At 64.0% G+C, this 14479-nt stretch carries 16 protein-coding genes; 2 read left to right on the top strand and 14 right to left on the bottom strand.

Translation table 11 applies throughout. The features are described 5' to 3' along the window. Positions 1-33 precede the first annotated feature (33 nt). Genes AB0I57_RS15565 through hppD form a run of 3 tightly spaced genes read right to left on the bottom strand, consistent with a single transcriptional unit; the run spans position 34 to position 2549 of the window. Positions 34-531 carry a VOC family protein gene (locus AB0I57_RS15565; RefSeq protein ID WP_358337518.1) on the bottom strand — a complete coding sequence of 166 codons (498 nt, stop codon included), beginning with the start codon at positions 529-531 and terminating at the stop codon, positions 34-36. A gap of 11 nt (positions 532-542) precedes the next feature. After that, positions 543-1307: an SDR family oxidoreductase gene (locus tag AB0I57_RS15560; RefSeq protein ID WP_358336816.1), complete on the bottom strand. Its 765-nt coding sequence runs from the start codon at positions 1305-1307 to the stop codon at positions 543-545. Positions 1308-1340: 33 nt separating this feature from the next. After that, a complete protein-coding gene (gene hppD / locus AB0I57_RS15555) occupies positions 1341-2549 on the bottom strand; it encodes a 4-hydroxyphenylpyruvate dioxygenase (protein WP_358336813.1) in 1209 nt (402 codons plus the stop codon). A 118-nt stretch (positions 2550-2667) separates the two neighbouring features. On the opposite strand from hppD, the gene AB0I57_RS15550 reads away from it, so the two are divergent. Continuing rightward, entirely contained in the window at positions 2668-3150 is a 483-nt protein-coding gene (locus AB0I57_RS15550) for an Lrp/AsnC family transcriptional regulator (protein ID WP_358336811.1), read from the top strand. A gap of 79 nt (positions 3151-3229) precedes the next feature. Here AB0I57_RS15550 and AB0I57_RS15545 read toward each other — a convergent pair whose 3' ends face one another. From AB0I57_RS15545 to AB0I57_RS15505, 9 genes are all read right to left on the bottom strand, one after another. Continuing rightward, positions 3230-3583 carry a hypothetical protein gene (locus AB0I57_RS15545; RefSeq protein ID WP_358336808.1) on the bottom strand — a complete coding sequence of 118 codons (354 nt, stop codon included), beginning with the start codon at positions 3581-3583 and terminating at the stop codon, positions 3230-3232. Beyond that, complete coding sequence (locus AB0I57_RS15540; RefSeq protein WP_358337515.1) at positions 3580-4014, bottom strand: hypothetical protein; 435 nt, start codon at positions 4012-4014, stop codon at positions 3580-3582. The genes AB0I57_RS15545 and AB0I57_RS15540 overlap by 4 nt, the downstream gene beginning before the upstream one ends. Before the next feature lie 89 nt (positions 4015-4103). After that, on the bottom strand, positions 4104-4697 hold the full coding sequence (locus tag AB0I57_RS15535; protein WP_358336805.1) for a hypothetical protein: 594 nt from the start codon (positions 4695-4697) through the stop codon (positions 4104-4106). A gap of 49 nt (positions 4698-4746) precedes the next feature. Further along, positions 4747-5721, bottom strand: a complete 975-nt coding sequence (gene hemB, locus AB0I57_RS15530) for a porphobilinogen synthase (RefSeq protein ID WP_358336802.1) — start codon at positions 5719-5721, stop codon at positions 4747-4749. 78 nt (positions 5722-5799) lie between these two features. Beyond that, entirely contained in the window at positions 5800-7365 is a 1566-nt protein-coding gene (locus AB0I57_RS15525; protein ID WP_358336799.1) for a bifunctional uroporphyrinogen-III C-methyltransferase/uroporphyrinogen-III synthase, read from the bottom strand. A 75-nt stretch (positions 7366-7440) separates the two neighbouring features. Continuing rightward, positions 7441-8406 carry a hydroxymethylbilane synthase gene (gene hemC / locus AB0I57_RS15520; RefSeq protein WP_358336797.1) on the bottom strand — a complete coding sequence of 322 codons (966 nt, stop codon included), beginning with the start codon at positions 8404-8406 and terminating at the stop codon, positions 7441-7443. After that, positions 8403-9839, bottom strand: coding sequence for a glutamyl-tRNA reductase (locus AB0I57_RS15515; RefSeq protein WP_358336795.1), 1437 nt, complete (start codon positions 9837-9839; stop codon positions 8403-8405). The genes hemC and AB0I57_RS15515 overlap by 4 nt, the downstream gene beginning before the upstream one ends. Further along, complete coding sequence (locus tag AB0I57_RS15510; RefSeq protein ID WP_358336792.1) at positions 9836-10648, bottom strand: redox-sensing transcriptional repressor Rex; 813 nt, start codon at positions 10646-10648, stop codon at positions 9836-9838. Before AB0I57_RS15510 ends, AB0I57_RS15515 begins: the two co-directional genes overlap by 4 nt. A 169-nt stretch (positions 10649-10817) precedes the next feature. Further along, positions 10818-11078 (bottom strand): glutaredoxin family protein, encoded by a 261-nt coding sequence (locus AB0I57_RS15505; RefSeq protein WP_358336789.1) that lies wholly within the window; start codon positions 11076-11078, stop codon positions 10818-10820. A 181-nt stretch (positions 11079-11259) separates the two neighbouring features. Between AB0I57_RS15505 and AB0I57_RS15500 the strand changes: the two genes are divergently transcribed. Beyond that, positions 11260-12243 (top strand): HAD-IB family hydrolase, encoded by a 984-nt coding sequence (locus tag AB0I57_RS15500; protein ID WP_358336786.1) that lies wholly within the window; start codon positions 11260-11262, stop codon positions 12241-12243. Positions 12244-12281: 38 nt separating this feature from the next. Here AB0I57_RS15500 and AB0I57_RS15495 read toward each other — a convergent pair whose 3' ends face one another. Together AB0I57_RS15495 and AB0I57_RS15490 are read right to left on the bottom strand one after the other, a co-directional pair. Next, complete coding sequence (locus AB0I57_RS15495) at positions 12282-13301, bottom strand: lysophospholipid acyltransferase family protein (protein WP_358336783.1); 1020 nt, start codon at positions 13299-13301, stop codon at positions 12282-12284. Beyond that, positions 13298-14374, bottom strand: a complete 1077-nt coding sequence (locus AB0I57_RS15490; protein ID WP_358336780.1) for an NAD-dependent epimerase/dehydratase family protein — start codon at positions 14372-14374, stop codon at positions 13298-13300. Before AB0I57_RS15490 ends, AB0I57_RS15495 begins: the two co-directional genes overlap by 4 nt. Between the last annotated feature and the right edge of the window lie 105 nt (positions 14375-14479).

Genomic DNA, 14479 nt, shown 5'->3' with positions numbered 1-14479 from the left:
TTGCCAACGACAGGGTGTAGTTGGTGACACGAATCACCCGTCTCGAGGTTCCGGAACCAGCGAATCGAACAGGGCCCGCATATCGTCCGACAGCTTCATCAGTTCCACGTAGCCACCGAGGGGCCCGCCGTCGATATAGGCGAACTCCATCCCTACCCCCTCGAAGCGCCCCTGCGCCACGACGGGCAAACCTCGGCGACCTGCTTCGGCGAGGGTGGACTCGAAGTCGTCGGGAACCCAGGCCATGTGATGCACTCCAGGCCCGCTTCTGTCGAGGTGTTCCGTGTAGAGATTGCGCCCTGACACAGGCTGGATGAGTTCGAGTTGCTGTCCGCCTGCGTACCCCAGTGACACGTGGACCACATAGTCCGCGGGGCGCCCCCGGTATGTGCAATGGTCCGGGCCGAAATGCACGTCCGGCACGCGCAACCATCGTGCGACGCCGAAGTGCTCCGTGAAGTGGTGCTCCGCCGCTGCGATGTCGTCGACTACCCAGCAGATCTGGAAGATCGGGCCGTTGACAAGACTCATGCCGTCTTCGCTCATGCCATCTTCCCGCTGTCCACCGCATACACGGCGCCGTGAACCGCCGCGGCGTCGTCGGATGCGACAAACGCCACCATCTTCGCGACATCCTCGGGTTCCATCAGGCCGCGCGGTCCAGCCGATTTCATGACGAGCTCGAAATCGACGCCCTCCGGGAACACGAAATTCGCGACCTGCGGGGTCATCATCCCGCCGGGACAAATGGCGTTGATCCGCAGCGGAGTGCCGACGAACTCGAGCGCCATGGCTCGAGTGAGACCCACCAGCCCATGTTTGGCGGCACAGTAGCCGGCCGAGTATGCCTGCCCCTCCAGTCCGGCGACGGACGCGACGTTGACGATGTTGCCTCCCCGCTCGAGCAGATGAGGTAACGCAGCCCGTGACAGGTAGAACGGTCCGTTCAGATTCACGGCCAGATCGTGCGCCCAGTCCTCGTCCGTGACGTCAGGGGTGTGCCGGAGAGTATGCGCACCGGCTACGTTGACCAACACATCGAGACCACCGAGCGCTGAGACACAGGAGGCCACGGCTGCGGCACACGCCTCGGACGAGGCGACGTCCGTTTCCGCGTACCGCCTCTCGCCATCCGAACCGGCGACTTCGATCATGGCCTCGCGCAAAGCATCCCCGCCACGCGCGACACCGAAGACGTGTGCTCCTCTGTCCGAGAGCACTCGCGCCACTGCCAGCCCGAGCCCCGAAGACACGCCCGTAACGAGTGCAACCTTGCCCGCGAAAGATTTTCCGTCTGTGTCATCCATTCAACGATGATGCACTGAGTGCCGACCGGGCGTTCACAGATTGCCGCGGGCCGCCTGCTCACGTTCGATGGCCTCGAACAGTGCCTGGAAGTTACCGACCCCGAAGCCTAGGGAGCCGTGCCGTTCGATGAGTTCGAAGAAGATGGTCGGCCGGTCGCCGAGCGGTTTCGTGAAGATCTGCAGCAGGTAGCCGTCCTCGTCCCTGTCGACGAGGATGCCGCGCTTCTGCAACTCCTCGACCGGCACCCGCACCTTCCCTATCCGCTGACGCAACTCCGGATCCTCGTAGTACGTGTCGGGCGTCTCGAGAAACTCGACGCCCTCGGTCCGCAAAGCGTCCACAGTCGCGAGGATGTCGCCGGTTGCAAGAGCCAAGTGTTGACATCCCGGTTCACCATAGAACTCCAGGTACTCGTCGATCTGCGACTTCTTCTTCCCTACCGCAGGCTCGTTGAGCGGGAACTTCACGCGGTGATTGCCGTTCGCCACCACTTTCGACATCAGCGCCGAGTACTCGGTAGCGATGTCGTCACCGACGAATTCGGCCATGTTGGTGAATCCCATGACCCGGTTGTAGAAGTTGACCCAGTGATCCATCCGTCCCATCTCGACGTTGCCGACCGCGTGGTCGATCGCTTGGAACAACCGAGCAGGCTTTTCCGGCCTCGCCGAGAAACTGCTCGAGCGCGCAACGAACCCGGGCAGATACGGACCGTCATACCTGCTGCGGTCGACGATCGTGTGTCGTGTGCTGCCGTACGTGGCAATCGCCGCGACCCGGACGGTGCCGAACTCGTCTGTGACGTCGTGCGGTTCCTCGAGGATGGTGGCCCCCTGAGACCGGGCGTGTTCGATACACCGGTCGACGTCGAGAACCTCCATCGCCAGATCGACAACGCCGTCGCCGTGAACGCGGTGGTGGTCTGCGAGCGGACTCTTGGGATCGACCACGCCGTGCAGAACGAACCGTGCCGACCCGGATTCGAGCACATAAGACTTGTGTGCCCGCTGACCTGTCTCGGGCCCGGCGTAAGCGACGAGGTTCATTCCCCAAGTGGAAACGAAGTACTGCATGCTCTGGGTTGCGTTGCCACAGACGAACACCACTGCGTCGATGGCGACCACCGGAAAGGGATCTGCAGCATCGTCGTGCTCGACGAGCCCGACCAGTTCCCGCAGTTGATCGGCCCCCAGGTGTGCGGCGACCTCACGCGGTGTCAGACGGATATCGGAAGTAGTCATGCAACTACTGTGATCCGCCCCACCATACTGCGCAACCCTGCTTGTGAAGGCTATTCAATCTGTACATAATGCAGAAGAAGAAGCGCACTAAACCATACATACTGACCAGGACCAGACCATGCCTATTGATCAGCTCGATGCGAAGCTACTCGACCTTCTCCATGCCGAACCGAAGGTCGGAGTCCTCGAGGCGTCCAGGCGTCTGGGAGTTGCGCGGGGCACGGTCCAGGCGAGACTCGACCGTCTCGAACGCTCCGGCGTGATCGTCAGTTCGGCCCCGACGCTCGATCCTGAAGCCCTGGGATTCCCGGTAATTGGATTCGTCACACTCGAGATCGCTCAGGGCAAGGGGCACGTCGCCGTTGTCGAGCACCTCGCCGCCATCCCCGAAGTGCTGGAGGCTCACACGACTACGGGCGCCGGAGATCTCCTGGTGCGCATGGTGGCGCGCAACCATGCGGATCTGCAGCGGGTGATCAACTCGATGGTCGACGGCCAGAATGTGTTGCGCTCCTCGACGGTCATCGCGACACAGACCCAGATAAGGCTGCGCCATCACCAACTCGTGCAAGTTGCGACCGATACCACCAGTGCGAGTTGAACCTCGGTCTGCGGCGGAGCATCCGAGGATGCGTACCCACGGACCCCGACGGGAGGCGCGGCGTGCAGTTCCCGAAGCTCTACTCGGCGACCCGATGATCGTCGGTCCCGGGCCCGACACCTTCGGCAAGACCCGGATCTTTCTGTGAGTGCGGCTCTTCCGGTAGCGGCAACGCCCCCGTGTGTTCGCCTGCAAGGTCGGGCCGAAGTCGGCGAACGGAGTCGATCACCAGCAGGCCCGCCACCGTGACGAGTCCGGCGGCGAGCGCGATCCACCCACCTGAGTATTCCGTTCCCTCGTATGAGGGCTCACCGGGCGCCATCGGACCGAACTCGGAGGTGATCTGGGCGAGGTTCCAGCACCACACAGCCACGACGAGTGCGGCAACCGCCCCGATCCACTCGAACGCCACCACCGCTACTCGTCGACTCATTCCATCGACCCTCTCGCCGATTTCGCTATCAGAGGCTCGAGTTGTGCGCGCAGGCCCTTGTCGTCCTTCGCCCACGCCTGAACCAGCGCTCCGCTGGTCAGGCGCAATCCGATCCCCGAGCGTCGGCGCGGCACCGCCGACAACTCGCCCAGCGTCCGAGCCGTCTCCCACGGTTGCATTTCGCGCGCCTCGGGGTCGGCCGGAGGCATGATCTTCACGATCTCGACGATCGGTAAGTCCTCGGTGCCCTGGCGCAGCGACGAGGACGTGAGTTCGACACTTGCGTGCCTGCGTGCCGCCACCACCTGTACTGAGATGAATCCGCTCAGCAACGCCGCGAACAGTGGTAGCGCGAACCAGTGGACCACCGGCCCGGTCAGCAGTTCGATTACCAACGCGATCAGGCAGAACACGGGGCCGAACGCCACCATCCGCCAGCGGGCGCCGGGCTCGCTGAACAACACCTCCTCAGGCACGGGTGAACCAACCTTCAACACGCTCGACGTGGGCCATGACAGGACTACTCGCCGGAGGGGGGCAGCCGTAGGAAGTATGCCGTGGAATCCTTGCGGTGCATAAGCACCACTGCGCCGACCGTCGCCACCGCCTGAAGGATCTGCACTCCGCCGAGGAGAAGTGAGACGCTGCCGCCGCCGTCCGATCCGATCCCGAACAACGCCGGAACGGTAAGTACCACGATCGTCCCGCACGCAACAGTCAGCAGCATTCTGGCCCAGTTGCGGCCCTTACGCATGAAACGCACGAACAGCAGGAAGAGGCCAGTCAACGCCAGGATGACGACCCCGGTGAATCCGATACCGACGTAGAACAACGTCTCAACGGTGGAGCGACTCAGTTCGCCCTCACTCGACGCGATAGCGGGGTTGTTCATCAGTTGGTCGACGAACGTCGACTTCTCCCCCACCACCGCGATCATCGCGACCAGCGCCTGAATCAGACCCAGGCCCGCCACGACCCACAGCAACTGGGCGGCGGTCCCCACATCTACAGGGACTGGCCGTTCAGGTTCCGGGTCGCGCGCAGGTGGGTACTGGCGATCGTGCGGAAACGGGCCCTGCTGGTGCGGCGGAGTCGGTGGCCACTGCTCGGTCATGGCAACTACCGTATCCGGCACCGGGCCGACGCCCTACCGACGGCGGTGATCACAACCAACCCGCCGCTTCGGTGGCCCAGTAGGTCAGCACGATGTCGGCGCCCGCGCGACGGATGCTCGTGAGCGATTCGAAAATCGCCGCATCCCGGTCGATCCAGCCGTTCTGCGCGGCCGCGGTGATCATCGAGTACTCACCCGAGATCTGATACGCCGCCACGGGTACCGGCGAGCGGTCGGCCGTCTCGCGCACGATGTCCAAGTACGACATCGCCGGTTTCACCAACACGATGTCGGCGCCCTCCGCGAGATCGAGATCTACCTCCCGCAGCGATTCGCGCCGATTGGCCGGATCCTGTTGGTACGTTCTGCGGTCCCCTTGCAGCGAGGATCCGACCGCCTCGCGGAAAGGACCGTAGAAAGCCGAGGCGTACTTCGCCGAGTAGGCCAGTTGACCGACATCGGTGTGACCCGCACCGTCCAAAGCCTTCCGGATGACTGCCACCTGACCATCCATCATTCCGCTCGGGCCCAGCAGGTGTGCACCCGAATCGGCCTGTGCCACAGCCATGTCCACGTAGCGCTGCAACGTGAGGTCATTGTCTACCTCACCATCGGCGCCGAGGACACCGCAGTGCCCGTGGTCAGTGAACTCGTCCAGGCAGGTATCGGCCATGATTACCGTCGCGTCGCCGACTTCGTCTGCAATCCAACGCAATCCCCGGTTCAAAATGCCTCCCGGATCGGATGCGCCCGAACCGTCGGCGTCCTTGTCTTCGGGGCGAGGCACACCGAAGAGCATGATTCCACCGACGCCCGCCTCTACCGCCTCGGTCGCCGCGCGCCGCAGCGAGTCCGGGGTGTGCTGGAACACGCCGGGCATCGACGAGATCTCCCGCGGGGCTTCGATGCCGTCCGCAACGAACATCGGCAGCACAAGATGGCGTGGCTCGAGCGAAGACTCGGCCACGAGCCTGCGCATGGCCGGCGTCTGGCGAAGGCGTCGCGGCCTATGAGACGGAAACACGGACCTGCCCTCCTCCCTCGGGTCTGTGGATGGTTGACGAACCTCGGCGCTCGCAACCATCCACGCCTCGTGTGGCACCTACCGCCGAGCGCGGGACTTCTTGCGCGGCGGGGGAAGTGCACCCTCGGCACGTAGCCGCGCGGCGTGCGCGGCCAGAGCCTCGACCAACGGACCGACCTGAGCGGTCTCCGGTCGCACATCCACGCGCAAACCGAATTCGATAGCCGTCTCGGCAGTCTTGGGGCCAATGCAGGCGACGATGGTGCGCGCATGCGGCTTACCAGCGATACCGACGAGGTTCCGTACCGTCGAGGACGAAGTGAAACAGACGGCGTCGAATCCACCGGTCTTGATCATCTCGCGGGTCTCGGCCGGCGGCGGGGCAGCCCGGACCGTGCGATATGCGGTGACGTCGTCGATTTCCCAACCACGTTCACGCAAGCCCTCGGCCAGCGTCTCGGTGGCGATGTCGGCGCGCGGCAACAGGATCCGATTGACTGGGTCGAACACGTCGTCGTACGGGGCGAACTCTGCGAGCAGACCTTCGCTCGACTGCTCACCGGTCGGCACGAGTTCAGGGTTGATCCCGAACGAGCGCACCTTCGCCGCAGTTGCCTCCCCGATGCAGGCGATCTTGACGCCGGAGAACGCGCGGGCGTCGAGCCCGAACTCCTCGAACTTTTCCCACACCGCTCGCACAGCGTTGGTAGAGGTGAAAACAACCCACTGGTATCGACCATCGACGAGGCCCTTCACCGAACGCTCCATCTGCGCCGGGCTGCGTGGCGGTTCGACTGCGATGGTCGGGACCTCCATCGGGATGGCGCCGTGCGTTACGAGACGGTCGCTCATCTCAGCGGCCTGGTCCTTGGTGCGCGGCACGAGAACCTTCCAGCCGTACAGTGCTCGGGACTCCCACCACGACATCTTGTTGCGCTGGGCAACAACCTTGCCGACCGTGACGACGAGCGGACCGACCAGTTCGGAACCGGCCTCGTTCAGTGTGGCAAGGGTGGCCTCTACCGTGCGCTGCTGTCGCGTGGTACCACGAACCGTGATGGCGGCCGGTGTCTGCGGGGCCAGTCCATGCTCGACGAGGGCACTCGCAGTCTCGGCGAGGTGCCCCGACGTGGCATGCAGTACGAGGGGTCCCGGTGCAGCCGCGAGGGCGGTCCAGTCGACCTCACCGCGAACGTCGGCCACCGTATGCCCCGAACCCATCGCCATACCGGCGTAAGAAGGCACCGCGGACGCGGGCGGCAGGCCGGGCAGTACCTCGAACTGCACCTGGGTCCGGGCGACAGCTGTGACCTCGGCGATCACGGAATCTGTGGTCAGCGGGTCACCGGACACGAGGCGCACGACGTCGTGTCCGTTCTTGGCCTCGTTGACGAGGGTCTTCACGACTTCTGCGGGCTCGCCCAGCGCGGGTCGGACCTCGGCGTGCGGCTCACCGGTCTCGGCGTCGACGCCCAGATCAGCACCCACCAGAACCGTGACGCCCTTGTCGACGTCGGGGTCGACGAACGCCAGCGACGCCGCGGCGAGAACATCCCGCGCGCGGACGGTGAGCAGCGCCGGATCACCCGGTCCCGATCCCACGAACAGGATTCGCCCCGGGGTGTTCTTGCGGACTCGGCTCATCGGTAACTCTCCAGTGCGATCATATGTCGAGATAGGAACGGGAAGTGGGTCGGCCGATCGGTCGGCCTTCGCACATCAAACATCAGCATCACCGGCCTCGGTGACATTCATCAGATCCCGCGCGCCGAGTTCGAGAAGCTCTCTCGCGACGGACCGGCCGAGTTCTTCGGCGTCGCCCGGGGATCCCACGGTGCCCGTGCGAATGACATCGGAACCGTCGATGGCTGCCGCGCATCCACGGACAGACAGTTCATCGAAGCTGTTGCCTGCGTCGTCAAGTGATTCGACGACCTCGGCAATCGCCCCCACCGGCGCGGTGCACCCGGCCTCGAGTTCGGCGAGCAATGCGCGCTCCGCGGTGACGGCAGCGCGACTGCGAGGGTCGTCGAGTTCCGCAAGAATCGCCACCAGTGCCAGATCCTCCGCCAGACACTCGACAGCCAGCGCGCCCTGCGCGGGCGCGGGCAGCATCTGAACGGGCTCGATGGACTCGGTAATCAGGTCGAGGCGCCCGATCCTCGCCAACCCCGCCCGCGCCAACACGACGGCATCGAATTCACCGGACTCGACCTTGCCGAGCCTGCGCTGCAGGTTGCCACGCAGCGGACGGATGTCCAGGCCGAGCCCGAGAGCGCGAAGTTGCGAGGTCCGCCGTGGGGCAGAAGTACCGATCTTGGAACCGGCGGGAAGTTCACCGAGGACCAATCCGTCACGCGCCACGAGCGCATCGCGCGGGTCCTCCCTGGGCGGAACGGCAGCGATGGTGAACCGCTCGTCGACGGCCGTCGGTAGATCCTTGTAGGAGTGCACTGCCACGTCGACCCGGCCGTCTACCAGCGCTTCGCGCAATTCTGTAGTGAAGACGCCGACCCCGATCTTCTCCACCGATTCCATGGACTGATCACCCTTCGTAGCGATGATCACGAGTTCGGCGTCGTACCCACCCGAAATCAGTGCGTCACGGACGCTTCCCGCTTGGGTGGTGGCAAGTTCGCTCCCTCTGGTTCCGATCCGCAGGGTGCGGGTGCCGACGGCGTTCATGCCTGCGATTCCTTCCCGTGGTCGTCGTCTGCGACGAAGTGTCGCAGGCGAGGGTCCTGGCCGTCGATGAAACCGTCGACAATTCCGAAAGCTGCAAGGTCGGCAGCGCCGAGGTCGGTGGGCTTTGCGACAGCCTCGACCGTTCCTGGGCTGAGTTCGAAGAGCTCCCGCAATGCGGCGGCATAGGAGTCCCCACCGGGCGCAGAGACGAGTTGCTTGATTCGAACCGTGGGTGCATGGAGCAGCTTGTCGACCACTCGCCGGACGGTGCGGGCCACCTCGTCGCGTTGTGGGTCGTCGAGCCCGGGAAGACGTGAGTCCAGCCGCATGAGCTCGGCCTCGACCACCTCGGCGGCACGCTGGCGCAACGCGGTGACCGTCGGTGTGACCTTGGCCAGACGCTGCCCGGCGAGGTAGTTGGCGAGTTCGTTCGTCACGATTTTCTGGGCGGCGTCGGCATCGGATGCCGCCGCGCCCGCCGCCGGATCGCGCTGCAGAGATTCCATGTCGAGCACCGCGACTCCGGGCAGACCCGAGACTGCGGGCTCCACGTCTCGTGGCAGTCCGAGATCGCAAATGACCAGTGTGCGTTCGGCGTCACGGCCGGGCTGTGCAAGTGCGCGGTGTGTGTCCGCGAGCGTGACGACGGCCCCGACCGCTCCGGTACAGGTCACCAGAACGTCCGCTTGTGCCATCGCTTCGGGGAGCTCGCTCAGTTCGAGAGCGGTGGAGTCGACCCCGTGCGACCGCGCGGTGTCGGCCAAGTGCTCCGCACGCTCCCTGGTTCGGTTGACGATGGTGATGTGATCGATGCCTGCGCGCGTGAGGTGCGCGACCGCAAGGCCTCCCATCGACCCGGCACCAACCACAACTGCGTTGCGCCCTGCCAATCCCCCGCTTCCGGCGATTCCGGCTGCACGGTCCAGTGCCACCGAGACGACAGACGCACCGGCGGAGTCGATGCCAGTCTCCGAATGCACCCGCTTGCCAACGCGCAAAGCCTGCTGGGCGAGTTCGTGGAGCGTGCGTCCAGCTGCTTGTTGCGCATCGGACGCCGCGTACGCGGCCCTGATCTGCCCCAGGATCTGCTGCTCACCGATCACCATCGAATCGAGACCGCTGGCAACTGCGAACAGGTGCTCGGCCGCGGCCTCGCTGTAACGCACGTAAGCGTGCTTGTGCAGATCGGCAAGATCCAGACCGGAGTGGTCCGCGAGCAGTTCGCCGACCTCGGTCAGCGCACCGTGAAACGCGTCGACGACGGCATAGATCTCCACTCGGTTGCAGGTCGACACGACCATTGCCTCCGAGATGTGCGACGACGCCAACAGCTTGTCGATCAACTTCGGCCGATCGGTGTCGGTCACAGCGACCTTCTCGAGAACCGGCACCGGGGCCGTCCTGTGCGAGATCCCGACAAGCAGAACACTCACGGCGCGATCACTGATCCGTTCCTTGGTGAAGTGGAAGAGGGCGAATTGGAAGAGGACGAAGCCGAAGAGGACGGCCCATTCTCGATGTTGCGTGCGCCATTGAATGAGAGAACCTGCATTTCAACGGCAAGGTCGACCTGGCGTGTCTCCACGTTGTCAGGAACGTCGAGCAACGTCGGGGAGAAGCTGAGAATACAGCGCAATCCAGCTCGGACAAGGCGATCTGCCACTTCCTGGACAGCTTCGTCCGGGGTCGATATGACACCGAGAGTGGCTTCGAGTTCGAGGCAGGCCTGCTCGAGTTCATCGACGTGCCGCACGACGAGGTCGCCAACCGACACACCGATCCTCTCCGGGTCGCTGTCGAAAAGGCCGACCAACGAGAACCCGCGCCGGGCGAAACCCGGGTAGCGGGCGAGCGCCTGGCCAAGGTTGCCGACACCGACGAGGACTACGTTGTGAACTCGATCCAAGCCCAGCGCGCCCGCAATCCGGGCATGCAATCGAGCCACTTCATAACCGACACCGCGGACCCCGTTCGGGCCCAGAAAGGAAAGATCCTTACGTAGCTTGGCCGATCCGACGCCCGAGGCCGCGGCGAGCTCCTCGCTCGACACGGTGGTCGTGTCACGATCTGCGAGCACTCCGAGCACCCGCAGGTACGTCGCGAGACGCGTCACAGTAGCCTGGGGGATATCCCGCAATTCGGAGAGCGAAGCCTGGTCGGTGGCAGAAGGGGCGGAAGAAGGATCGACCACGCCCGTCACGTCAAGGGCCGCGGGCCCATGCGTCTGGTGCGTTTCGGTCACGTCGTTGGCTCCTCGTCCGACCGGCGTATCGACGCCGTTCTTCACGATGCTCCGGGGAAATTGTTCACACCACGGTAACTGCTTGTGAACCCCTGCACAAAGTCGCTGCGACTGCGTCACATGCGGTTCTACCTGCACAACATCACAGGATGTCTCACTTAGGCTGGACTTACTTGCGTAAGTCCGTTCGGAGGCGCTCTTCGTCGACCTCCCAGTAACTGTGCTCACGTCCGTCGAGCAGAACCACCGGCAATCGGTCGCCGAACTCGGCGCGAAGTTCGGGATTTTCCGGTGCCGCTTCATCGACGTCTATGCACGTCAGTTCCAGCCCGAACTCTTTGCACAGAACCAGCAGTCGCTCACGAGCCGGCTCGCACGCGCCGCATCCAGCGCGAGTGAGGAGCGTCACCTCGTGTGTTCCATCGTTCATGCTCTGTTACTCCCTTTCGGCCCATTCGGTAGGGCCACTGTGCCGCTCGAGGGGCATTCGACGCCAGAAGTCCCGGAGATGAACATCACACATGTACGCAGCACGCCGCCATCCAACCGCCGAGGTGCCGAATCGCGGGATAGGCTTCTCCCCATAAGCTTCTGCGATACGGGAGGTACGAGTGCCTGCGCGATCACTTCCGAACGGCATCGGATTCGGCACTGGTCTGGCGGGAATCATCCTCCCAGGCCGTCGCCAATTCAGGAACCCGCTGGGTCCCAGCGAGGCCGAGGTACGCGCAAACGTCGCAGGCGAGGCGAGCGCGGATGCCGCCCTTGCCCACGTGGTATCTGGCAGCGACGTCGAGGTCGAGGAACCTGATATTCCGCTCGACCTTACTGCTGCTGCCTTTTTCGACGTGGACAACACGATGGTCCAGGGCGCGTCGATCATCCATTTCGCCCGCGGACTTGCGGCCCGCAAGTACCTCAAGACGTCAGACCTGGTGGACTTTGCGTGGAAGCAGGTCAAGTTCCGGGTGACCGGCAAGGAAAGCAGCGATGACGTCGCCTCCGGACGCGAGAAGGCCCTCTCTTTCGTGGCCGGACGCTCGACTGCCGAATTGGTCAGGCTCGGCGAGGAGATTTACGACGAAGTGGTCGCCGACAAGATCTGGCCCGGCACCCGCGCACTCGCTCAGATGCATCTCGACGCCGGCCAGCAAGTGTGGCTCGTAACCGCAACCCCGGTAGAGCTTGCTCAGGTCATCGCACAACGACTTGGCCTGACGGGCGCTCTAGGCACGGTGGCCGAGAGCGAAGACGGGCGATTCACCGGACGTCTGGTCGGCGACATCCTCCACGGCCTCGGCAAGGCTCATGCTGTTCGCGCACTGGCCGTCCGCGAGGGCCTCGATCTCAGGCGTTGCACGGCATACTCGGACAGTCACAACGACGTGCCCATGCTGTCACTGGTCGGCACCGCCGTTGCGATCAACCCGGACGCCGATCTGCGTGAGCTTGCCAAGAATCGAGGCTGGGAGATCCGTGACTTCCGGACTGGACGCAAAGCGGCGAAGATCGGTGTACCGACCGCATTGGTACTCGGTGCCGCCGGCGGTGCGCTCGCGGCGGTCGTCGCACGACGCCGCGAGCACGCGGCCTGAGGCCACGGGGCCCGCGGCCTCAGGCGCGTGAAGCTAGATCAGCCCAGGAACACATTCCGCCGTTTCGCCAGAAGCCGGTACAGCGTTTGCTGAATTGTCTCGCGGACGTGGTCGGTGACCTCGAACAATTCCATCGGATCGTCCGCGGCCGACGCGTCGTAACTGTCCGTGTAAATGGGCTTGCCGAACTCGATGTACCACTTCGACGGCATCGGGACCAGCCCGAGCAGTCCGAAGTGCGGAAACAGTGGGGTCACCGGAAAATAGGGCAGATTCAGAAGCCGTGCGAGCGTCCCGAGCTCGCCGATTTTCGGATAGATCTCCTCAGAACCGACGATCGAACACGGAATGATGGGCGCCCCGGTCCGCATGGCGGCCGACACGAAGCCACCGCGGCCGAACCTCTGCAGCTTGTAGCGCTCGCTGAACGGTTTGCCGATGCCCTTGAATCCTTCCGGAAACACGGCCACGGCCTCGCCTTCACCGAGAAGTCGAACTGCATCCGGGTTGCAGGCGAGAGTGTGCCCAGCCTTGCGGACGAGATCACCGACCACCGGCATCTCGAACGCCATGTCGGCGACCAGCATTCGCAACGGTCGATGCGCGGGGTGATGATCATGGACTGCAACGGAAGTCATCAGCCCGTCGATGGGAAAGACTCCGGCATGGTTCGCGACCACCAGCGCACCACCGGTCGACGGAATGTTCTCGAGTCCGCTGACCTCGACCCGGAACCACTTTTCGAACAGCAGCCTGAGCACAGGGAGCCACACGTTCTCGGTGAAATGCGGGTCGTACCCGAATTCGTCGACTTGATAATCGCCCGACAGGCGACGCCGAACGAACTCGGCCGTCTTTATGATCTGCTCCGACAATGCATTCCGAGCGGCCTCCACCGCCGAGGACTCGGGGGCGAACTCGGGTGGGGTGACCACGGTGGAAGCGGGCATTCCGGACGAAAGCCGACTCTCACCCTGCTCATGTCCCGAACGTTTTGCACCTGCCCCACGTGCACCTGCCACTCCGTGTATCGGAATGACTTTTGCCACTTCGTTCACCTCTCCCCTTTCGCCGTACCGGTAAGAGCGAGTAGTGCGTTTTCAGCCGAGTCGATCCATTCCTTCTTGATAATTGCCTCGACGCCAGTCGCGCGGGCGAAATCGTCGAGTGCCTGCAACGAGGTCCACCGTGGCTCGAAAGACAAGTCGGTTCTCATGCGAGTGGTGTCGAGTCCGCAGCCGAAGTGGAAGTACTCGAGTTGCTCGTTGGTGAACGACCGCATCACCGGCCCCATGACCGCACGTCCCACGTTGCGAAACAGCGCGAAGGGCATCGGAACCTGAACACGTCCGGCACGCCGGATCGCCTGCGACAACATGACGACACCGTCCCCTGCGACGTTGAAAGTTCCCGCCGGACCCGACACGGTTGCCCTCTCCATCGCGGCAAGAGCGTCTTCCTCGTGCAGCACCTGCAGTCGCGCGTCACGCCCGAGGATCGTCGGCACCACTGGTGCGGTGAGGAACTGCGCAACCGTCGCATTGAGGCGTGGACCGACCAGGGGTGCAAGACGGAGAATCGACACGGAGATGTCGTGCCGCCTGCGCCCCATGCCGCGAACGTAGCCTTCGATCTCGATACAGTCCCGAGCGTAGGCACCGGCGGGACGCTGCTTGGCGCTCATCTCCTCGGTGAACTTGACCGGGTCCTTGGCGCTGCAGCCGTAGACCGCGGAGGCTGAACGCAGAACGACTTTCTTGACGGACGGAGCCTTCTGGCAGACAGCGAACAGCTGCATCGCACCGATGACGTTCACGTCTTTCATGGCCGCGCGACTGCCTGATTTCGGCGGTCGCGCAAGCGTCGAGGCGTGCACGACCGTGTCGACCTCAGCGTTGCGAATGACCTTGCCGATCAATGGGTTCCGAATATCGGCGCGCACGAACTCGGCGCGGCCCATTCGACGGAGCATGTCTTTGCTCGGCGATACGGCGTCGACCGCAATGACGCGCTCGATACCCGGATTCTGGGCAAGCCTGGTCACCAGATAGCCTCCCAGGAACCTGCTTGCCCCTGTGACCAGCACAACGCGAGGCGCCGCCGCCTGCGCAGGGCTGTCTTCGCCACTCACAACCACTCGAACCCCCGATCATGTAGTGAGTGAGCTCAACCATACGGACAGTTGGGAGATGACGCAGCCCGTCGACAGCTGGCAGCTGCGCACCCCGACGATCAG

The organism is Rhodococcus sp. NPDC049939 (assembly GCF_040656415.1).
Classification (GTDB): Bacteria; Actinomycetota; Actinomycetes; order Mycobacteriales; family Mycobacteriaceae; genus Rhodococcus_F.
The sequence above is the reverse complement of the archived record's forward strand: the minus strand, read 5'-3'. Positions and strand labels throughout refer to the sequence as shown.